Below are 20973 nucleotides of genomic sequence, written 5' to 3'. Positions count from 1 at the left end.
CATGCTTCGCATCAACCTTGTTCTTTTCGGGCTCACGGCCCTTTTCTGGCTCGCCGGGGTCTTTTTCTTTCCCTTTGAGCTGAACAGCCGCGGCATCCAGCACCAGATTTTCCTTCTCACGGGGCTCGCGGCCTGGTTTCTCTGGGCGGAGGCTCTCGTGATCGCGGCGCGCCCGCGCTGGATCGAGCGGGTGGGGGGCGAGCCTCTCGACCGCCTGATGGGTGCGCACCGAAAGCTCGGCTGGGGGATGGCCGCGGCCTCTCTCCTGCACGTCCTCGCCCCCGTCTTCGTTTCGATGCTGCCCGTCGAGCAGGTCTCGGGCATGGCCGAGCGGCCCGTGATGGGCAGCCTCGGCGAGGCGGTCTGGATCTGGCTGCATCCGTTCGGGGCCCTCACGGGCATCCTGCTCACGCTCTACCTGATCCGCGTGATCTGGCGCGACGCGCGCCGCGCAAGCGGGAAGCTCGACTGGACGCGCTGGGAGAAGAGCCACCGGGCCTGGGCCTGGGTCTATCTCTTTTTCATCCTGCACGCCCTGAGGCTCATGAAGGAGACGGAGCTCGCGATGCCGCTCGGGTGGCTCAACGTCGCAGTGACCCTGCTCGGGGCCTGGGCCGCGGTCTCGATCATCCGGCGCCGGCCGGGGAGCGCTCTGCGGTCGATGGGCGAAGTGGTCTCGGTGCAGCGCTCCGAGGGCGAGTTCGTGCTCGTCGCGAAGAGCACCCTCGCGCGCAGCGTTCGCCCGGGCGAGTTCGCGTATCTGTCGCTGCCCCGTGACCGCGAGGATCCGCATCCCTTCACGGTGGTGGCCGCGGATCCGGGGAAGGGCACGGTCTCCTTCTGGATCAAGGAGGCGGGGGACTGGACCCGGGCGCTTGCCGCCCGCAAGCCCGGTTCGGAGCTGGAAATCGAAGGACCCTGGGGCTCCTTCCTCCCCGTCTGGGAGGCGGGCGGCCCGCAGAGCTGGATCGCAGGCGGGCTGGGGCTCGCGCCCTTTATTGCGTGGCTGGAGGCCGCGGCGGCGCGCCGCAGGAGCACCGGGGAGGCGCCGCGGGCGACCCTCTGGTGGTTTGTGCGGCATGCCGGGCGCGAGCCGTTCCTGCCGGAGGCGAAACGGCTCGCCGAGGCTGCGGGGATCGAGCTCCGGGTGTTCGAGACAGGCGACGACCACCGGCGGGCCGATCCTGCGCTGGTGATCCCGCCGGGGACGGGGCGCGTTGAAGTCTGCGGCAGCCGCGCCTTCGCGCTCGCCTTCAGGCGGCGCTGGAAGGAGCTCGGGGGGCAGGGCGCCTTTCGCTCCGAAGCCTGCTGAAAGCGCCCCCCGGAGGCGCTACCATGGGCTTGCGGCAAGGCGCGTGCCCATGAGCCCTGAGGGACAAGGGGGGACAGGAGCGCGCCGCCTGACGCACAGACGAACAAGGCGGGGATAAGGGGGAAAGCGCCATGATCAGGCTCGAGCGGCTGAGAATCAGGGGGTTTCGGGGCATTTCGAGCCTTGAGATGACGCTCGGGCCCCAGACGGTCCTGATCGGGCCCAACAGCGCGGGCAAGTCCACGGTGCTTGCCGCCCTGCGGCTCGCGCTCGAGCCGGAGGGCTCCGCCCGTCCTTCAACCGATTTCTTTGTGGACCCGTCCGGGCATCGGGGCGAGGAGGCCCTGGTCGATCTGATGTTCGTCCCCTGCCGCGCGGACGGTGCCCGCGCGGAGCGCTTCGAGGGCCTCTGGAAGGAGGCGCTCGGGGCGCTTGCCTCGTACGAGCCGGGCTCCGGGCGCGAATTCTTCGCCTTCCGGACCCGCCTGAGGCGGGGCCCCGGGGAGTCCGCCGCAGGGCTCGAGCGGCGGCTGCTCGTGCGCTGGAGGGAAGAGGAGGGGGCGGTGCTCGCGCAGCCGCCCTCGTGCTTCACGCTGGTGCCGGTCCGCTCCGGCAGCGGCCTTGCGGCGGAGCTGCGCCGCCCGGGGTCGTTTGTGAGCCGGGCGCTTCGCGAGCTCTCGCCAGGCGGCCCCGAGGAGGGGCTTGAGGAAAAGGACTTCGGGGCGCTTCGCGCCGCGGTTGAGCGCTTTGTCTCGGTGCTTGACGGCCAGACCCCCGCTCGTGCGCTCCCCCGGGGGCCGGTGACGCTCGGGGAGGTGAAAAGGCTCTTTTCGCTCATCGGCCGGGGCGAGGCGCCCGCGGCCTTCGCGCCCTTTCTCGAGGAAAGCGGCGGGGGGCGCATCGCGCTGCTTCTGTCCACGATCACGCTCGAGCGGCTCCTGGCCGCGCAGCGGGCCGGGCGCGGGGAGGCCTCCCACTTCATCACCGCGGTCGAGGAGCCCGAGCTGCACCTGCACCCGACCGCACAGCGTTCGATCACGGGGCACCTGCGGCAGCTGCCGGGCGAGGTGCTCCTTGCCACCCACTCGCCTTTCGTCGCCTCGGGGATCGAGCCCCTGAACTACCGCTTCATGGTGCGCTCCGGAGGGCGCGTGCGCGTGCGGTGGCTGCCGCGCCGCACAGATCCCGCCGACATCCGCTCCATCAAGCGTCTCATTCTCCGGAACCGCGGCGACATGCTCTTCGCTCGGGGGCTCATCCTCGCTGAGGGGATCACCGAGGAGCAGCTGCTGCGCGGCATGTTCCGGGTGCGCTTCGGCGCCCCGCCAGAGGACTTCGGCCTCTCGATTCTCGGGGTCGAGGGCAAGAGCTACGAGCCCTACCTGCGGATGGCGGCGGTGATGCAGCGCCCCTTCGTTGTCGTGAGCGACTGCGACGGGGATGCGAAGGAGGTGCTGCGGCGCCAGGCCTCGCGGGTTTTCGCCGAGCAGGGACTGCCCGGCGGACCCGCCGCGGGCTGCGGGCTCTTTTTCCTGTCGGAGGGTCTTGCGATGGAAGGCGAGCTCGCCTCCCGGGAAAGCCTGCGCGGGCTCATCGCGCTTGCTCTCTCGCGCATGTACGCCGACCGGGCCCGCCGCGGCGAGGACTGGAGGCGCCGCCAGGAAAGGCGGATCCTGCGCGAGCCCCCTTCGTCGCTTCGCCGCCGCATGGAAAAGACGAAGTCGGAATACTCGGGCTTTCTCGCCGAGGCGATCGAGGAGAACCCCTTCGGACAGCCCGCCTCGGAGCTCATCCCGCCGGCCGTCGGCCGGGCCTTCGACCGGGTCGCGGGCTGGCTCGCCCCCGCTTAGGCCGCCTCGTCCCGGATCACGAGAAAGTCCTCGAGCGGCGCGCGGCTCGAGCGGAAGCGGTTGAGCGGGCAGTCCTCCTCGTAGCCGAGCGCAATCCCGATCGCGAGCTTTTCGCTCTCCGGGATCCCCAGAACGCTCTTGACTGGGCCGGGCCAGGTGACGAGGTTGTAGGCCGGGACCGCGCCCAGGCCGTGGTTCGCGGCGGAAAGCAGGAACATCGCTTCAAAGCCCCCGGCGTCCAGGACCGCCCAGAGGTTCGCGGGGTCCGGGATCGTGATGTAGGCGACCGCCGGCGCGTGGAAGAGCTGCGCCTGGGAGGCCATCTTCACCGCGTTGAGGCCGGCAGCCGTGCGCGAGGCCGAGAAGGCCTTCTGGCGGGCGCGGGCGGCCGCAGACCACCCCGCGCCGGAGGTGGGCGGAAAGTCCGGGCGACGCGGCTCGTTCCTGCTGGTTCTCGCCTGGTATTCGGAGCGAATCGCCTCAAGGGCCCCGCCCACCGCGATCCAGACGCGCCAGTCCTGGGCGTTTACGGTGGAGGGAGCGCGCTGCGCGTCACGCACGATGGAGCGAAGAACTTCTGCAGGCACCGGGTCGGGCCGAAAGAGCCGCACCGAGTGCCGGGCTTTCACGAGTTCAGAGAATTCCATGACTTTTCTCCCGAAAGGAGGCTGAAGGATTTTTCCCCGCCACGGGAAAAGTCTAACCCCGGGGGCATTTTCCCCGGCGAGGAAGAGGACTTGACAATTGTTCGTATACGAACTATATTTTCACTCCATGGAACAGAACACAAAAATTGTCTGGCTCGCTTCGCGGCTCCTTGAGAACGCGAACGAGTTCCTCCGCGGGGAGCTCCGCAGGGAGGGCGCCGCAGATCTCACGCCCGCCCACGGGGACATCCTCAACTCGCTTTACCTTCGGGACGGCCTGAGCGTGTCGGAGCTCGCCCGCGCGGCCCGCAGGACCAAGTCCACGGTGTCGGTGCTGGTTGACCGGCTCGCAGCCGCGGGCTACATCGAAAAGCGCCCCTCCGAGGAGGACAGCCGCGCGGTGGGCGTCTGGCTCACCGAGAAGGGCCGCGCCTTCAGGGAGCGCGAGGAGCGCATCTCGCGGCGGCTCAATGAGCGGCTCACCCGGAATCTGCGCGGCCACGAGGTGGCCGCGCTCGAGGACTTCCTCGAGCGCTGCGCCGCTTCGTTCGCCGGGGAAGACGGCAGGCAGAAGTAAAAAAACAAGGGATTTTTTTCAATCAATCGTTCGTTTTCGAACAAAATAAGGACAAAAACATGACGAATTTCAAAGTGACCCAGACGGATGTCTCCGCTCCCCGCGTCGAGCTCCATGACGCGCTCTCCCTCACCTCGGCCGAGGTGTCCGTGAACCGGCTGCCGGCCGGCAGCCGCGGCGTCCCCTTCGTGCACCGCCACACCGGCAACGAGGAGATCTACGTTGTGACCGAGGGCAGCGGCGAGCTCTACGTCGACGGCACGGTGACGCCGATCAAGGCCGGCACGGCCTTCCGCATCGACCCGCAGGGCGCCCGCGCGATTCGTGCCTCGGACAAGGAAGGGCTCACCTACATCTGCATCCAGGCGCGGGCCGGGAGCCTCCAGGGCTTCACGATGACCGACGGCCAGATCGTGAAGGACCAGAAGGCGCCCTGGCAGTAAAAGCGGAAAGGCGGGGGCGGGCTGCCCCTGCACCCAGACACTCTCATTTCTAACTCATCGAAAGGATAAAAAAATGGCATATGTGGTATTGATCGGCGCGACCGGCACGGTCGGACGCGCCATTTTGAAGGAACTGCTCGGGCGCGGGCACAAGGTGAAGGCCGTGGTGCGGGATGTCTCGAAGCTCCAGAAGTCGCCGGGCCTTGAGGCCGTGAGCCTCGACGTGGCCGAGGAAAAAGAGCTCGCCGCGGCTGAAAAGGGCGCGGACGCGGTGATTTCCGCCTACAACCCGGGCTGGGCGAATCCTGAGATCGGCAAGCTCATCAAAGAGAACTACCCGAAGATCCTCGAGGCCGCAAAGGCCTCCGGCGCGGGCCGGCTTCTGATCGTGGGCGGCGCGGGCACGCTTTTCTGCGCCCCGGGGCTGCGGGTGGTCGATTCCGGGGCGATTCCGGAGGCTATCATGGACGGCGTCCGCCCGCTCGGGGATTTCTACCTCAACACCCTGAGAGAGGAAAAGGACATCGACTGGGTGTTTTTCTCGCCCGCTGGGCAGTTCGAGGAGGGAGCCCGCACCGGAGCCTACCGGCTGGGCGGCGACGACCTGATCGTGGATCCGAAGACCGGGACGAGCCACATCTCCTACGCCGACTACGCCAAGGCGATGGTCGACGAGCTCGAGCAGCCCGCCCACCACCGGGAGCGCTTCACGATCGGGTACTAAAAGCCCCGAAAAAGGCCAGCCTCGGACGCCGGGGCGGGGTCCGGCTTTGAGAGGAGGAATAACGATGCGCGCTCCGCTGTCTGAACTACTCGAAAAGCGGCGCTTTGCCGTGATCGACGGGGCCATGTCGACTGCCCTCGAGGTCCGGGGGCTCGACCTGAAGGACCCGCTCTGGACGGCGAAGGCGCTCGTCGACTCCCCGCAGGAGATACGCGCGGTCCACCGAAGCTATTTCGAGGCCGGGGCGGACATCGCGATTACGGCGAGCTATCAGGCTTCCGAGGCGGGTTTTGCCCGAAGGGGGATCGGCCCCGGGGAAGCCGCGGCGCTCATCGGGCGTTCCGTTGAGCTCGCGCGCGGGGCCGCGCGCGATTCCGGTCCCGGCTTTTCCGGCACGCTCGTGGCGGGCTCGGCCGGCCCCTACGGCGCCTTTCTTGCCGACGGCTCCGAATACACGGGCGCCTACAGGCTTTCGGCGGAGGACTACCGGCGCTTCCACCGCCTGAGGCTTGAGGCGCTTTTTCACGCAGGGGCCGACCTGATCGCCTTTGAAACCCAGCCGAGGCTGGACGAAATCGAGGCGGAGCTCTCGCTGCTCGAGGAGTTCCCGCTCACCTGCTGGGTCACGGTGACGCTGGATCCGAGCGGGACGCGGCTGCCCGACGGCACGCCGCTTGCCGAGCTCGCGCGGGTACTCGACGCCGTCCCTCAGGTGGAGGCGGCAGGCGTGAACTGCGTGCCCCGGGAGAAGGTCGCCGGGGCTTTAAGGCTCCTTGCCCGCGGGACGGGCAAGCCCCTCATCGCCTATCCCAATTCGGGCGGGGCCTGGGACGGGGGCTCGAAGACCTGGAAGTGCCTCTGCGGCGGAGGCGGCGCGGGCTCCGCCGAAGGCTGGGAGCGGTTCGTTCCCGCCTGGCTCGCGCTGGGCGCGCGCTGCCTCGGGGGATGCTGCCGGACGCTGCCCGCCGACATCCGCGCGATCGCCGCGCTGGTCGAAAAGGCGCGGGCCGCAGAGAGCTGAAAAAAGCGCCTTTCGGGAGCTCCCGAAAGGCGCTTTTCTCCCTGCTGTCCGGCTCTCTTTTTTCAGGTCCTGTAGACCGGAACCGTGAACATGCTCTCGAGCTTTCCCCAGTCGTCGGCGCCGCCCGAGCTGTCGCCGGAGTCCTCCCCGGCCGCGTGCTCGCACTCCAGCGTCTCTTCGCCCGAGGCCGCCTCCTCAAGAGAGGCGGGCTCGAGCTTCACAGCGTTTTTGTAGCAGAGGTCCAGGCACAGGCCGCAGCCCGCGCAGGCGCGGGCGTTCGTGTAAAGCCTCGTGCCCTTGTCGTCCTTTTCAAGCCGGATCGCGCCCGTGGGGCAGGCCGCGGCGCACATGAGGCAGTCGGCGCACTCCGCGGCGTCGATCCGGGGCTTGAAAAAGACTTTGCCCGCGGTCTTTGCGGCTGCGTCGCCCGCTCCGCCCGAGCGCTCCCTGAGCTTCGCGAGGGCTTCAATCAGCCGCGAGCGCCGCGGCGGGATCTCGTGCTTCGAGCGGTCGTCCTCCGGGTTGCAGTAGTCGGCGATGTTGGGCTGCAGCGTGACCTCCGCTTCCTTTTCGGGTTCGGCGACGCGCTGCGCGAGGCGCCTGAAAAGGAAGCGCCGCCCGAGCTCGATCCCGCCCGGGTTCACCCGCAGCGCAAAGCGCGGCTCAAAGCCCGCGGCGCAGGCCGCCTCCTGCACTTCCTTCATCCGCTCTTCAAGCGTGCGGGGGCTTTTCCTCGGGCAGGAAGCGCATTTCCCGGCGACGAACTCGATCTCGTCCGCGCCCGAGGCGAAGGCCTCGATGAGCGTCTCGCGGTCGAGCGCGAGCAGGCACTTCAGCCGCAGGCCCCGGCCGCCTTCCGCGGCCCTGGAGCAGGAGAGCACGAGGCTTTTCTCTTTCCCTGCGGCGCGCAGGATCTCCTCGCGCGGAGGGCGGACCGGCGGGGGGAGCCGCACCGCCCCCAGGGGGCAGGCTGCGGCGCAGGCGCCGCACTGCGTGCACTTCTGCGGAAAGACCCGGAAAAGCCCGTCCCGGAGGACGAGGGCGCCGCTGCCGCAGGCCTTCACGCACGCGTCGCAGGTGCCGGAGGCGTGCCTGAAGCGCACGCACCTCCCCCGGTCTATCTCAAGGGGCAGCTCCTGCTTCTCCTCCTTCTTTGGCTCTGACTGATCCATTTGCTGCATCTTTGAAGCCTCTTTGTCTCCTGTTTTTTTCTATGCCTCAAGGCTCGTCAGGGGCGGCTCTTTCCGAGGTCGCGCTCGATCTCAAGCCCCGCGCGGCGGCCGTCCGAGACGGCCTCGACCACGAGCGCGGCGCCGCGCACGGCGTCGCCTCCGGCGTAGAGCCTGGAAATATCGGTGCGGGCGCTGTCCCTGCCGGTCACGAGCCGGCCCCTCGCGTCGAAGCGGGCGCCCAGCGCCTGAAGCTCCGGAACGGGCGCCGCCCTGAAGCCGAAGGCGGCAAGGACGAGGTCGGCCGGCTCTTCGCGCCTGTCGGCGAAGGATACTCCGGCCGCGCGCCCCTCAGGCGCGAGAACCGCGGCGGGCGAGGCGCCAAAGAGGAACTTCACGCCGCGCTCTTTGAGCCTCAGGACGCCTGAGCGCGAGGCGCGCATCTTCGTCTCTTCCCCGCGGTAGGCGAGGGTGACCGAGGCGGCGCCGAGTTCCAGCGCCCTCTCGGCGCAGTCGACCGCCGTGTCGCCGCCTCCGAGGACGAGGACGCGCAGGCCGCGGCAGAGGGGAGCCTTCGCTCCGGGCTCTTCCGCGGCGGCCCTCGCCGCCTCGCGCAGGAACCCGATCGCGGGGCTCACGCCCTCGGCCCCCGCGTTCGGGACGTCAAGCGCGACGCTCTTTTCGGCTCCGCAGGCCGCAAAGACCGCGTCGTTTTCATCGAGCAGCTTCTTCCAGCCAACGTCCTTTCCAACCGCGGTTCCGAGCCTGAAGACAACCCCCAGGGCCTCGAGCGCGCGGCGCCTCGCGAGCACGAGGCCGCGCTCCAGCTTGAAGGCGGGAATGCCGTAGAAGAGCAGCCCGCCGCACTGCGCGTTCTTGTCGTAGACCGTGACGGCAAAGCCCGCGTGCGCGAGCACGTCCGCGCAGGCAAGGCCCGCGGGGCCCGCCCCGACCACGGCCGCGCGCCGTCCGTTCTTTCTGATGCGCCGCGGCAGATCCCCGCGCTTCAAGGCCGCATCGGCGACGGCGCGCTCGATCAAGTGGATCTGGATCGCGTCCCCGTGCTCGGCGCGCGAGCACGAGCGCTCGCAAAGCCGCTCGGTCGGGCAGACCCGCGAGCAGATCTCGGGCATCGAGCCCGGGCCCAGCATGAGCCTTGCGGCCTCGCGGGGACGCCCCTCGCGCAGCTTCTCCATCCACTCGGGGATCGGGTTGCCCATCGGGCAGACCCGCTCGCACTCGCCGCACATGATGCAGCGGCGGCTCTCAAGGAGCGCTTCCTTGAGCGCGAAGGGCCGCTGCGGCTCTTCCTTTGCCTGGGAGGCGGCAGCCTCCGGGGCCGGAGCGGCCGGGGCGGGGGCCGCGGGGGCTGCGGCCGCCGCCGCGGGCTTCAGGCCTGAGGCGCAGGCCCCGGCCCTCGAAAAGAGCGGGAAGCTGATCGCCCCTTCGGCGCAGGCGTCCGAGCAGGCGTGGCACTTCGTGCAGCGCGCGAGCTCCTCGGCCGTCGCGGGCTTCGTGAGGTCGATGCCCTCGGGGCAGGCGCTGCGGCAGACGTTGCAGTCGAGACCCTTGGCCCGCAGGCATTTCGACTCGTCGATCACGGGCCTGAACGTGCGGTTCGCGCGCGAGAGCAGCGACATCAGCGCCCCCAGCGGGCAGAAGGACGCGCACCAGCGCCGCAGAGCGAAAAGCTCAAGGGCGAGCAGCGCGACGAAAAGCAGGATCGACCAGTCGCCGATATTGAACTGGAAGAGCCTCCAGGCGCCGATCACCACGCCGAAGGTGAGCCCCACCGGGCAGATGAGGCAGAAGACCGGGAAGCCGAAGACCGCGGTCGAGCCCAGGGCGCCCACGAGGATGTAAAGGGGCGTGTTCTTCGGGATGCGGGAAGAAGCCTTCGCGGCCGCCTTTTCCGGATAGATGGGGATCACGCGCCCCGCGCCTTCCCGGCGCGGGAGGCGGTCGTCCTTTGCGCCGAAGGTTTTGCGGATGAGCGGGGTCGGGCACATCCAGCCGCAGAAGATGCGGCCGAAGAGCGCGACCAGCGCGAGCACGATCACGAGGCCCACCGCGGCCCGCAGCGTGAGCGAGTGCCCCGCGATCAGGGTTTCGAGCCCGCCCAGCGGGCAGACCGCGGCGATCGACTTCCAGCCGAAGGACGAGAGCGTCCCCCAGCCGGTGTGCCAGGCCATGCCGGCGGCCGCGAGGACGATGAAGGCGAGCGCCGTGAACCAGCGCAGCCGGGAGATTTTCCTGATTTTCATTTGTCAGCCCCTCCCTTCTTTCCCTTCGGAGGGCGGATCTCGACCCCGCGCTCGCTCGAGCCCGAGAAGGAGCCGAGGACGTTGGCGGGGCACACCAGCACGCAGAGCCCGCAGCCCGTGCAGAGCTCCGGGTCGACCACCGGCACGTTGTCGTCGTTCAGGGTGATCGCGCCCTCGTTGCAGGCCTCGTAGCACTTGGTGCAGCCGCCCCTGGCAAGCGCGATGCAGTTCCTGGTGATTTCGGCCGTTCCGATCGCCTTCGGGTGATCGAAGGGCCCGGGCTCCGCAAGGGGCTCGAGCGCCCCGGTGGGGCAGGCCTCGGTGCACTTCATGCAGAAGTTGCACCAGCCGTGGTGAAAGTCCATCCTGGGGGTCCGCATCTGCACGAACCCGTCCGTGATGGAGGCCGGGCCGATCGCGTGCAGCGGGCAGGCGCTCGTGCAGCGGTCGCATTTGATGCAAAGCGCGAGAAAGTCCTTCTCGCGCGCCGCTCCCGGCGGCCGCACCAGGGGTCTGCCCTCGGTGCAGGCCGCGGCGCCCCCGAGCGCGAGCATGCCGGCGATGCCGCCGGCCGCCGCGAGGGCCTCACGGCGGCTCAGGGCCGGGCCGCCCGCCCTTGTCTTTGTCGTCTCCTTGTCTGCCACTTTTCCTCGCTCCCGTATTCAGGTGAAGATGCGAGAGGGGCCGGCGCCCGAAGTTGTTTTGTTTTTTAGGGGCCGGCTCCCGAAGCATGCGTTCGCTGTTTTTTTTGGGTGTTTCAGGCGCTCTCCTCAAGTCCCTCCTTCTCAAGCCCCAGGAACCCCTCGGTCAGAAGGGAGGCCGCCTTGTAGAAGTCTCCCCCGGGGCATCTGCGGATGTCCGCGCAGAAGCCCGGCATCCAGTTGAGGATGTGCTTCTGCAGGAATTCGGCCTGCTCCTCGACCGCCGCGTCGAGGCCTTTCTCATCCTTTTTTTCGGCGCTTTCGCGCGCCTTCGCGCAAAGGCGCGCCATGTAGGCGAGCTCCAGCGCGGCGTGGTCCTCCAGCAGGTCGCGGTCGGCCTTCGCGAGCCCCGCCTTCTCAAAGATCTTGTAGACCTCCTCGTAGGCGTCCTGCGCGACCAGGTGCTTCGGGCTCGTGTAGACGGACTCGAAGGGGAAGGCCGACACCTCGTCGACCACTCCCGCTCCGAGGAAGATCCGGGCGTAGTCCGCGGCGAGGCCGTCCAGGTTCCCCTCGGGGTCGATGGCGGACACGGCCGAGGCGAGCAGCTTCGCGCCCTCGTCAAAGGAGGGGCTGCCGGTCTGGCTGAAGCTCAGGCCCCGCAGCTGCCTGATGAAGTCCGCGTCGGCCTCCTTGTAGTAGAAGCGCCCGAGGAGGCGGTACATGTCCTCGCGGCTTTTCATGTTTTCGGCAATCGGATCCATCTGTGCAGAACTCCCGGTGAATTGTGTTTCAAGAGGCTGAGAAGAAGTCCCAGGAGGGCATCCCGAGCTGCCAGACGACCATGTGGAAGGCCGCCGCTCCCGCGACGGTGAGGATCATCGCGGCAAGGCAGGCGCGCGCGGAGCCTTTGCCGCGCCAGGTGAGGACGGCGGGCAGCACGATGCCTGCTCCCGCGACTCCCAGCCAGAAAATGGGGGCGAGGCTCCCTGTGAGGGGCTCCCAGGCGGTCTCATCCTCGCGGAGCGCCTCGCTCGTGAAAAGGAAGGCGATGTAGGCCGCGACAAGCACGGCCGGCACCGCCCATGCAAAGCGGGACGCGCGCCCGAGGCGCGCGCTCCGCCCAGTGACTGCGGAAAGGGCCTGCGCCGCGTAGCAGCAGCAGGCGAAGGCCCAGGCGAGGAACGCCGCCGGTATGATCGGCGTGTTCCAGGCCTCGCGCCACGGCATCACCATGGTCCGGCCCGCCGCGAGGACCAGGAGAGAAGAGCAAATCCCCGCGGCGAGCGCGAACCCCCGGGTGGTCGAGAACTCGGCCCCCCGGTAGTGCGCCGCGCAGAACCCGAAGAGCGCCGCGAAGGCGAGCGCCATCAGGACTGCGACCGGAAAAAATGAGGAGGCGGCGTTGCCCAGCATCCCGATGAAGAGCTGGGGACGTCCGAGGCTGAACAAAATGGAGAGGAACCCCAGGGCGAGAAGCGCTGCCGCGGCCTCGCCCGTGCGCACGAGCGGCGCGAGGGGATAGTCCCTCCACTCGCCCAGCGCGGTGACTACGGAGAGCCCCGCCGAGAGACACACGAGCGAGGTAAACAGCATCATGGCCCATTCGTTTCCCATAGTGTTCAGCCTCTTTTTTTCGCCGCTTTATTAGCTCATCTTAGGCGGATTTTTCTGCCACGTCGCCGTCTTCTTGTGCAGAATGTAGCGGACCGTGGGCTTGTTGCCGAAGTCAGGCAGGCTGTGCACGTTCTCGGCGCCGGCGTGCCGGATCGCCCTGGAGACGTCGCTGTTCGGGTCGTCAAGATCGCCGAAGAAGCGGGCGTGGGCGCAGCAGGCCTTCACGCAGGCGGGCTTTTCGCCGATCGCCTGGAGGTGGTCGCACAGCGTGCACTTCTCCACCACCTTCTTTTCGGCGTTGAAGGTGCGCGCGCCGTACGGGCAGGCGGCCATGCAGCGCTTGCAGCCGATGCACTTCTCCTTGTTGATCATGATCTGGCCGTCGGCGGTGCGGTACGAGGCCCCCGTCGGGCAGACCTTCACGCAGGGCGCGTCCTTGCAGACCTGGCAGACCGCGGGCAGGTAGTACTGGTGGATGTTCGGATACTTGCCCATCGGGCCGATGGCGAGCACCTTGTTGTAGTACATGCCGAGCGGGACGTTGTTTTCCTGCTTGCAGGCGATTTCGCAGGCATGGCAGCCCGTGCAGCGGTCGAGGTCGATGACTAATGTTTTCTGTGCCATGGTTTAGAACTCCGGATGCTTGGTGGGGTCAGAAGGCTGCGGCAGCCACACCTTGAACTGCTCGGGCTTGGTCCAGGCGCCTTCCGGGGCGCTCTTCGCAGGCGAGATGCGGACCTGATAGCCGCGCAGCGTGTAGGTGCCGACCACTTCGTTGAAGGGCGCGGTGTTCTTCGACAGGCAGTTCACGTTCACTTCCTGCCAGCCGCCCGTCTTCTTGTGCAGGTTCTCAGGCAGCCAGAAGCGCTCCATGTACACCGTGGTCGGGGGAATGCCCTCGGTCACGCGGGCGACGGCGCGGATCTTGCCGCGGCGGCTCTCGACCCAGGTCCAGCCTCCGTGCTTGATGCCGTACTTCTTCGCTGCGACCGGGTTCACCCAGATCTCGGGCACCGGATAGAGCTCGCGCGTCCAGGGCGTGTTGCGCAGCGTGCCGTGGTGGAAGATCGGCAGGCGCCCGTTGGTCATCGTGAGCGGATAGGCCTTGTCGGCGGCGCGCAGCGGCGACTCCGAGGGCTCCATGTAGAAGGGCAGCGGATCGTAGTCGTGCGAGGCGGGCGGCAGCGGCTGGTCGGCGTAGGGCTTGCCGGTGCGGCCGAGCGTGATGTAGACCTCGCCGTAGAGCTCGAGCTTGCCCGAAGGCGTATGGAAGCCCACCGGCAGCCCCGTCTTCGGGTTCTTGCGCTCGTAGACCCTGTAGCCGCTCCACTTGTCGAACGGCATCCAGGTGTAGGGGTTGTGCGCGAGCAGCTTCTTCCAGGTGAGGCCGCGCTTCTTGAGCTTCGCGTCGAGCAGCTCCTCCATGGAGTTCCACAGCGGCAGCTCGTCGCCCATGATCTTCGGGTCTTTTGCCTTGATGCAGTTCTCGTGCCCGAGGTCGGCGCAGCGCAGCAGGATCTTCGACCAGATGAGCGTCTCGTCGACCGTCTCCCAGAGGTGCACCACCTCCTGGCGCGCGAAGATCTTGTTCAGGCACTCGACGATGTGGTTCGTCTCGAGCCACTCGGTCACCGGCAGCACCATGTCGCAGTAGTTCGTGAAGGAGGTGGGGTACATGTACATGTGCACCATGTAGTCCATCTTCTTGAAGGCGGGCACCCAGGCCTGCGGGTTCGCGAGAACGCCCATCTTGTTGCCGGAGCGCTCGATCCAGACGCGCGGCTGGTAGGGCTTGCCGGTGAGGATCGCGTTCAGGAACGAGGTGACGTGGCCGGCGCTCCACTGCAGCAGTCCCTTGTACTCGTTGCTGCCCAGCCTCTTGGGGAGCTGGCCCTTGGGCAGCATGAAGGTGGCGCGCGGGGCGAGCGAGTTGGCCGGGGCGCAGCCCGGGGTCGGGAAGCGCTGCATCAGCGTGCCGGGCTTTTCCACGTAGCCCATGATGGAGTTGAGGATCACGACGCCCTTGGCCGCCTCAACGGAGTTCGGGCACTGGTCGGTCGCGACGCCAAGCGAAATGCCGCCCGGGCCCTTCACGTAGATCTTGATCGCCTCTTCGATCTTCTTCGGGTCGAGGAAGCAGATCTTGCCGGCCTTCTCGAGCGTCCAGGAGGCGCAGCGCTCTTTCAAGAGCCTGAAGCCCGTCTTGCAGGCGACGCCGTTCACGGTGTGCTCGCCGTCCAACTCCACGTCGTAGGCGTTGTTCCAGGGGTAGGACAGGGGGCGGGCCTTCTTCGTCTTCTTGTCCCAGACCACGTAGTCCTTGGGGTTTCCGCCCTTTTCGATGTCATTGCCGTGCAGGAACATCTTCGTCTTGGTGTTGACGAGGTAGGGCAGGTTCGTCCACTTCATGACGAACTCGTGGTCGTAGAGGTTGTGGTCGAGGATGTACTTGATCCAGGACATCATCAGGGCGACGTCGGTGCCCGGGCGGATCGGCAGCCACACGTCCGCCTTCTGAGCCTCAGGCACGAAGCGCGGGTCGACGCAGACGGTCTTCACGCCGCGGGCGCGCATGTCGGCCGTGGCCTGGCCGCCGCCTGCCGGGCAGCTCCAGGAGACGTCCGTGCCCCAGAAGACGAGGCTCTTGAAGGGCGCTTTTGCGTTGTAGATGTCGAGGCACGCCTCGTCGGCGATCGAGGTCGAGGGGCCGCCGTACTGGATGCCGAAGGCAAGGGTGCGCGGCAGGTAGCACTGCGCGCAGCCCGGCTCGTACCAGTTCGGGGTGCCGAAGATGTTGCAGAAGCGGGCGATCGAGCGGAAGGCGGGGTTGCCGCCGCCGCCCGTCGTGCACATGACGGCCTCCGCGCCGTACTTGCGGCGGGTCTCCATCAGCTTCCTGGCGAGGATGTCGATCGCCTCCTTCCAGGACACGCGCTTCCAGCGGTTTTCTCCGCGCTTGCCCACGCGGATCATCGGGTACTTGTTGCGGTTGGGGTTGTAGAGGGCCTGGATGCCGGTGAGGCCCTTCGGGCAGATGGACCCGCGGGTCATGCCGTATTCGGGGTTGCCTTCGATCTTCACCACGCGGCCGTTGCGCACGTGCACGAGCACGCCGCAGTTGTGAATGCAGGCGCGGCAGCAGGTCTTCACGATCTTCGTGCCGTCGCGGGCCGCGGCGTGCTGCTTCTGCGCCGCCTGCGCTTCAGCCACGAGCCCGTCGGGCATCGCGCTTAAGGCGGCGGTTCCGGCTGCGGCCTGGATGAAGCTGCGTCTAGAAAGAGCCAGTTTTCTCATGGGTTGTCTCCATTTTTCTTGTATCTCCCGCTCTGCCGCGGCCGCGCCTTACAGAAAGGCGGCGGCCGCTCCCCGGAGAACGGGCGAGAGGGCCGGTTTTGCTGCTTGCGTTTCAGGCGGCTTCCGGGGAATCAGCCGGTCCCGTGAGCCGCTTTTCCCGGCCGGATCAGAAGCTGTGGCGGATGCCGATCACAGCCTTGTAGTAGTCGGGCTTCACCTTGTCGCCCGAGACCTTCACCTCGTCGCGGCCGGCGGCGAGGATGCCGTACATGTGCGTGCGCTGGCTGAACGGATACTGGTAGCCCACGCCGCCCACCATGCGCTTCACGTCGGTGTCAGCCTTCACGCTGTCGGCGTTCTCGCCGTCCAGGTAGGAGAGCGCGGCGATGAACTTGCCGCCCCAGACGGGGAAGCCCGCAGAGAGCGTGGCGCCCCAGCCCTTCACCTTCGCGGGCACGTCGGCCCAGGAGGAGAGGCCGCGGATCGTGCTCGCCTTCACTTCGTCGAAGTACTGCAGGCCGAGGTGCAGGTCCATGAATCCGAAGTCGTACATGCCGCCGGCCGTCACCGTGTAGCCGTCGTCGGGATCCTCGCCCGCGGTGTGCCCGTAGAAGGTGCGGTCGTAGCCGATCACGCCCTTCAGCTTCCCGCTGTCGTAGGTGAGGGTGGCGCCGGCGTAGCGGTTGGAGTTCGCCTTGTTCTCAGTGCCGGTGGCGGTGCTGTCCATCTTCATGCTGTACTGCAGGCGCAGCGTGAAGTTCGAAAACGACGGGGATTCGTAGAAAATGGCGTTGTCAACGTAATCGGCTTCCGAGATCACGTTGGCAAGGCTCGGGTTGTAAGGCCCGTAGCCGTCGCCCCAGGCGCTCAGGAAGGCGATCTTGCCCGCGGAGGTGCGGGTGCCGATGATCGCGTCCATGCGGCCGAGGCTGAGCTTGCCGTAGTTGCTCTTCCAGTAGATCGAGGCCTCGCGGGCGAAGGCGCGGCCCCTCTGATAGGTGCCGTCGTCGGTGCGGATGCCGCTCTGGAGGTCGAAGCCCACGCGGTTGCCGTTGCCGAGGTCCTCAAAGCCGCGCAGCCCCCAGCGCGAGCCCAGCTCTTCGCCCGAGGACATGTAGAGGGTGTTGGTGCGGCCCGCGCCGTCCTTCGCGTTCACGGACTCGAACACCAGGCTGTTGTCGATGATGCCGTAGAGCTGAACCTGAGCGGCCGAGGCGCCCATGGACAGGGCGCTGAGGATGCCCAGCGCGACGAGTGACTTCTTCTGCATGAAAAGCTCTCCTTTGAATGCCGCCCGCTTTCTTGTCCGCCGGGGGGCAGCCCCGGGCTGCGGGCGGGAACGGTTTATGTCTCCTGGCGGGTGAAGGCGGGGCGGATGCCTGACAGGCCGGGCTTTTCGGCCAGAGGGACCCCTCTCCACCCGCTTAAAAATTTTGGGGTCTGAGCTTTTTTTCCGAAACGGCAAAACGCCAAGTTAAATTGGAAATACGTTAATTTGATTAGGCCTTCGGGCGTAGACAGCTAAGTCCTTCAGCAGGCCCCGAAGCTGCGAAGTCAGTCAACCGGGCGGAGGTCCGGGCACTTTCCTGCGGAGGCTTTTTTGCGTATAGTCGAAGGCAGGATGACTGACAGGCTGGCTTTAAAAAACAACGAGGGGACGCGGGCGGGGAGCCCGCGGCACTCCCCGCTGCGAGGTGTTTCATTGAAGTCAGTGCTTGACAATCTGCTCGCCTGGCGGGCTTTTCTCGCCGTGGCCAAAACCGGGTCCATCTCGGTGGCGGCCCGGCTCCTGGACCTGGACTCGCCTGCGGTCTCGCACATGGTGGCCGAGATCGAGCAGGCGCTCGGCTACGCGCTGTTCGACCGCTCGAAGCGGCCCTTCAAGCTCACGCCCCGGGGCCACGTGGTGGCCGACACGGTGAACCCGCTCTCGAGCGGCTTTCTCGACCTGCGGGAGCTCTTCGACGAGGACACGAACAGCATCATCACGGTGGCGGCCCCCACCGACCTCAACCAGTGCTACCTGCACGACCAGCTCTTCCGGTACTCGCTGGAGCACCCGGGGGTGCACTTTTACCTGCGCTCCTCCTGCCCCGTGGAGGACGTGCTCTCGGGGCGCGTCGACGTCGCCCTCATCGACCGCCCGATCGCGAGCCCCGAGCTCGTGATCCGGTTCTGCATCCAGGCGGTGGCCGTCCCGCTCGCCTCCCGCGGCTACATCGAGCGCTGCGGGGAGCCGAAGACCATCGAGGATCTGAAGAACCACACGGGGCTGCTGCTGCGGCAGGGCATGCACCAGAGGACGAGCTACCTCTACGACAGGGCGGGCGAGATCTCGCCGGCTCTAAAATGGAAGAACGTCTTCATGACCGACGCTCAGCTCACGCTCAACCACATGATGCTCGAGGGCCTGGGCATCGTGATCGACTGCGTGCCGCAGCACCTGCTGCCGCAGCTCGAGTCGGGCGAGGTGGTGCCGGTGCTGCGCGGCTGGAGGCGAAAGCCCCAGGAGCTCTCGATCGTGACCCGGCGCGACCGCGAGGGGCTCTCCGACGAGCTGCACGCCTTCGCGCTCTGGTGGTGCAAAAAGGAGAAGGAGGCGGCGCGCGGGCGCACGGGGCAGGCCGAGTCCGTGCTCTACAAGCTTTTCGGGAAGGGCTGACGGGCGCGTGAGAGTTCCGGTATTATTTGAAAATGAGAATTATTCTTATTTAACTGCCATGATTTTCTCCATTCCCACTGACGCCCTGCTCTATGCCGCAAAGGGCACGGGCTTTGCCTTCGCGATGACGGCGCTCGGCGCCGCGGTCGCCCTTTTCTCAGGCCGCAGGGCCTCGCCCGTCCTGCAGCGCGCTTCGCTCGGGTTCGCCGCGGGGATCATGATCGCGGCCTCGGTCTGGAGCCTTCTCATCCCCGCGGCCGAGGGCGCGGTGAAGCTGGGGCTGCCCGGATGGCTGCCGCCCGCCGGGGGCTTTGCGGCCGGCGCTCTCTTTCTGCTTTTCATGGACCGGCTGCTGCCGCACCAGCACCCGATGGAGGCCTCGCCCGAGGGCCCGAAGTCGAGGCTGCCCCGGACCGCGCTCTTGGTCTTCGCGATCACGCTGCACAACGTGCCCGAGGGGATGTCGGTGGGGCTTACCGCGGCGCTTGCGGGGCTGACCGAGGACCCGGCCGAGATTTCGGCCGCCGCGGCGCTGGCGCTGGGCATCGGGATCCAGAACATCCCCGAAGGGGCGGCGGTGTCGCTGCCGCTGCTTGAGGCCGGGAAAACGCGCGGCCGGGCCTTCTTCTGGGGCGTGATGTCGGGGGCGGCCGAGCCGGTGTTCGGCATTGCGGCCGCGCTTTTCGCGGGGTCGGCCGGCCCCATGATGCCGTGGCTGCTCGCCTTCGCGGCGGGCGCCATGATGTACGTGGTGGTCGAGGAGCTCATCCCCGCCTGCTCGCTCGACTCGCGCCATCACGAGGGGACGCTCTCCGTGCTGGGCGGGTTCCTGCTCATGATGGTGCTGGACACCGCGCTCGGCTGAAGGCGCGCCTCAGGGACTTACTTAAGCCGCGCGTACTCGGCGGGGTCGACCGGCTCCAGCCACTCCGTTTTGGACGGCGCCATGATCGAGAGGTGCTGGTACCAGCCGTCCCTGGCCGCGCCGTGCCAGTGCTTCGTGCCCGCGGGGATCGTGACCGTGTCGCCCGGCTTCACTTCGCGCGCGGGCTCGCCCCAGATCTGGTAGCAGCCGCGCCCGGAGACCGCCGTGAGGACCTGGCAGGAGCTGGTGTGGATGTGCCAGCGGCTGATCACGCCCGGGGCGAAGGTGACGTTCGAGACCCCGAGCGCTTTGTCGCCGCCCAGCCCCGCGAGACAGGTGGTGCCCGTGAAGTATTTCGCGTAGCCCGTGTTGAGGCGGCCGATCGGAAAGACGGTGCCGCCCGCCTTCTGGAGCGGCCGAGTGATTTCGTGCACGGTCTGCGCGTCGGGCGCGGGCGCTTCGGCCGCGTGCGCGGCGGGGAGGGCGGAAAGCGAGGCGGCAAGGAGCGCGGCCTGAAGGAAGAGGCTCGTTTTTTTCATGGCTGTGCCCAAAAAGGGGCAGAAAAAGGCGTCGGACCCGGGCCTCGGGGATTGCGCTTCCGGCTGAGGCGGCGGTCCTTGTTCAAAACCTGCCTCAAACAATAAAAATTATGCATTAATAATTTTTATAATCATTTGTTTGCATAAAACATGGCGCTTTTCACCTCCATTTCCGGCTCACGAAAAAGGCCTGCTTCCGGCGCTCCGGAGGCAGGCCCGATGAATCAGTGCGGAGGCTTTTCCGCGCTTTAGATTTCGATCAGCTGGTAGGTCGCGGCCCCCATGCGGTTTCGCCGCATCGCGTCGAGCTGCGCAAGCCCGTGGCGCGACTCCATGCGCTCCACGAGGTCGTGGTTGTGGCCCGAGCCGTAGACGAGGTCGCAGGAGGCCTGGTCGATCGCGAGGATGTCGGTTGAGGCGAGGATCCCGATGTCGGGGATGGTGGGCTCGGCCGCGCTCGTGCCCGCGCAGTCGCAGTCAACCGACATGCGGCGCAGGACGTTGAGGAACGTGATGTGGCGACCGAAGTGATCGCAGGTCGCCTTGCCGGAGTCGGCCATGAGCTCCATGAACTCTTCCTTCATGGGCATCGCGCCCCAGTTGAGGCTGCTCGATCAGGGCTTCACCCCGTGGACTTCGGCCTTGCCGACGCGGCCCGAGGCGCAGCCGATCGCGATGTTTTTGAGCGAGCCGCCGAAGCCGCCCATCGCGTGGCCCTTGAAGTGCGTGAGGACGACGAGCGAGTCGTAATTGGCGAGATGCGCCCCCATGGCGACCTTCTTGAGCCTCAGGCCGTTCTTCACGGGGAAGTCCACGTACTTGTCGTCCGCGTCCATGATGTCGACCGGGCAGAAGGTCCAGCCGTTCACCTTCAGGGTCTCGAGGTGGCCCTTCGTGGTGTAGCGGTCGCCGTGGTAGAGCGTGTTGCACTCGACGATCGCGCTGTTCGGGATCTGGGCCTGGAAGGCGCGCACCATGTCGCGCGGCAGGATGTTGGGGCCGTGCTTTTCGCCGGTGTGCAGCTTGATGCCCACCCTGCCCGTGATGCCGGCGTTCACGAGCCTGTAGAGCCGGATGAGGGTCTCGGCGTCGATTTTTCGTGAGAAGTAGACCCTGGCGGTCCCAGCGCCGGCCTGGGCGGCGGAGACCCGGCGGCAGCCGACGACCGGGGCCTGCCTGAAGGCAGAGCCGGCGGCCTGGCTCTCCGCCGGGACGATGGTGGCGAGGGCGGCAGCGCCCGCCCCCTTCAGAAGGGTGCGCTTGGAAACGTTCATGAAATATTCTCCCTGTGCTCTGGCGCCCGGGGAGAGATCCCCGGCCGCCTGTCATGGACTATATCACTAAGTTT

The 20973-nt window shown here is 67.3% G+C and carries 18 protein-coding genes and 1 pseudogene; 8 read left to right on the top strand and 11 right to left on the bottom strand.

Features of this window, described 5'->3' with window-relative positions:
- Position 1: 1 nt before the first annotated feature.
- Together MUN46_RS09775 and MUN46_RS09770 are read left to right on the top strand one after the other, a co-directional pair.
- Positions 2–1312, top strand: coding sequence for a ferric reductase-like transmembrane domain-containing protein (locus MUN46_RS09775; RefSeq protein ID WP_243377036.1), 1311 nt, complete (start codon positions 2–4; stop codon positions 1310–1312).
- A gap of 131 nt (positions 1313–1443) precedes the next feature.
- Positions 1444–3162 carry an ATP-dependent nuclease gene (locus MUN46_RS09770; protein WP_243377035.1) on the top strand — a complete coding sequence of 573 codons (1719 nt, stop codon included), beginning with the start codon at positions 1444–1446 and terminating at the stop codon, positions 3160–3162.
- Here MUN46_RS09770 and MUN46_RS09765 read toward each other — a convergent pair.
- Positions 3159–3809, bottom strand: a complete 651-nt coding sequence (locus tag MUN46_RS09765; RefSeq protein WP_243377034.1) for a nitroreductase — start codon at positions 3807–3809, stop codon at positions 3159–3161. The genes MUN46_RS09770 and MUN46_RS09765 overlap by 4 nt on opposite strands.
- A 127-nt stretch (positions 3810–3936) precedes the next feature.
- Between MUN46_RS09765 and MUN46_RS09760 the strand changes: the two genes are divergently transcribed.
- The 4 genes from MUN46_RS09760 (at position 3937) to mmuM (ending at position 6574) form a co-directional block, all read left to right on the top strand.
- Positions 3937–4386, top strand: coding sequence for a MarR family winged helix-turn-helix transcriptional regulator (locus tag MUN46_RS09760; RefSeq protein ID WP_243377033.1), 450 nt, complete (start codon positions 3937–3939; stop codon positions 4384–4386).
- 59 nt (positions 4387–4445) lie between these two features.
- Positions 4446–4829 (top strand): cupin domain-containing protein, encoded by a 384-nt coding sequence (locus MUN46_RS09755; RefSeq protein WP_237979230.1) that lies wholly within the window; start codon positions 4446–4448, stop codon positions 4827–4829.
- Positions 4830–4902: 73 nt separating this feature from the next.
- A complete protein-coding gene (locus tag MUN46_RS09750; RefSeq protein WP_243377032.1) occupies positions 4903–5553 on the top strand; it encodes an NAD(P)-dependent oxidoreductase in 651 nt (216 codons plus the stop codon).
- 64 nt (positions 5554–5617) lie between these two features.
- Positions 5618–6574 (top strand): homocysteine S-methyltransferase, encoded by a 957-nt coding sequence (mmuM, locus tag MUN46_RS09745; protein WP_243377031.1) that lies wholly within the window; start codon positions 5618–5620, stop codon positions 6572–6574.
- Positions 6575–6636: 62 nt separating this feature from the next.
- On the opposite strand, the gene MUN46_RS09740 is transcribed toward mmuM, so the two are convergent.
- The 8 genes from MUN46_RS09740 to MUN46_RS09705 form a co-directional block, all read right to left on the bottom strand.
- A complete protein-coding gene (locus tag MUN46_RS09740) occupies positions 6637–7746 on the bottom strand; it encodes a 4Fe-4S dicluster domain-containing protein (RefSeq protein ID WP_243377030.1) in 1110 nt (369 codons plus the stop codon).
- Positions 7747–7802: 56 nt separating this feature from the next.
- Entirely contained in the window at positions 7803–10007 is a 2205-nt protein-coding gene (locus MUN46_RS09735) for an FAD-dependent oxidoreductase (RefSeq protein WP_243377029.1), read from the bottom strand.
- Positions 10004–10651, bottom strand: coding sequence for a 4Fe-4S dicluster domain-containing protein (locus tag MUN46_RS09730; protein WP_243377028.1), 648 nt, complete (start codon positions 10649–10651; stop codon positions 10004–10006). Before MUN46_RS09730 ends, MUN46_RS09735 begins: the two co-directional genes overlap by 4 nt.
- 113 nt (positions 10652–10764) lie before the next feature.
- Positions 10765–11412, bottom strand: a complete 648-nt coding sequence (locus MUN46_RS09725; protein ID WP_243377027.1) for a TorD/DmsD family molecular chaperone — start codon at positions 11410–11412, stop codon at positions 10765–10767.
- 28 nt (positions 11413–11440) lie between these two features.
- A complete protein-coding gene (locus tag MUN46_RS09720; protein WP_243377026.1) occupies positions 11441–12265 on the bottom strand; it encodes a polysulfide reductase NrfD family protein in 825 nt (274 codons plus the stop codon).
- A gap of 30 nt (positions 12266–12295) precedes the next feature.
- Positions 12296–12889, bottom strand: coding sequence for a 4Fe-4S dicluster domain-containing protein (locus tag MUN46_RS09715; RefSeq protein ID WP_243377025.1), 594 nt, complete (start codon positions 12887–12889; stop codon positions 12296–12298).
- Between the two features lie 3 nt (positions 12890–12892).
- Positions 12893–15559, bottom strand: a complete 2667-nt coding sequence (locus MUN46_RS09710) for a molybdopterin-containing oxidoreductase family protein (protein ID WP_243377024.1) — start codon at positions 15557–15559, stop codon at positions 12893–12895.
- A 166-nt stretch (positions 15560–15725) separates the two neighbouring features.
- Positions 15726–16829: a porin gene (locus tag MUN46_RS09705; RefSeq protein WP_243377023.1), complete on the bottom strand. Its 1104-nt coding sequence runs from the start codon at positions 16827–16829 to the stop codon at positions 15726–15728.
- 441 nt (positions 16830–17270) lie between these two features.
- On the opposite strand from MUN46_RS09705, the gene MUN46_RS09700 reads away from it, so the two are divergent.
- Positions 17271–18221: a LysR family transcriptional regulator gene (locus MUN46_RS09700; RefSeq protein WP_243377051.1), complete on the top strand. Its 951-nt coding sequence runs from the start codon at positions 17271–17273 to the stop codon at positions 18219–18221.
- 58 nt (positions 18222–18279) lie between these two features.
- Complete coding sequence (locus MUN46_RS09695) at positions 18280–19086, top strand: ZIP family metal transporter (protein ID WP_243377022.1); 807 nt, start codon at positions 18280–18282, stop codon at positions 19084–19086.
- A 17-nt stretch (positions 19087–19103) separates the two neighbouring features.
- On the opposite strand, the gene MUN46_RS09690 is transcribed toward MUN46_RS09695, so the two are convergent.
- Entirely contained in the window at positions 19104–19625 is a 522-nt protein-coding gene (locus MUN46_RS09690) for a cupin domain-containing protein (RefSeq protein ID WP_243377021.1), read from the bottom strand.
- A gap of 248 nt (positions 19626–19873) precedes the next feature.
- Positions 19874–20899 (bottom strand): annotated as a pseudogene (locus MUN46_RS09685) (DUF362 domain-containing protein).
- Between the last annotated feature and the right edge of the window lie 74 nt (positions 20900–20973).

This window comes from Mesosutterella faecium, from assembly GCF_022809315.2.
Classification (GTDB): Bacteria; Pseudomonadota; Gammaproteobacteria; order Burkholderiales; family Burkholderiaceae_F; genus Mesosutterella; species Mesosutterella faecium.
The sequence above is the reverse complement of the archived record's forward strand: the minus strand, read 5'-3'. Positions and strand labels throughout refer to the sequence as shown.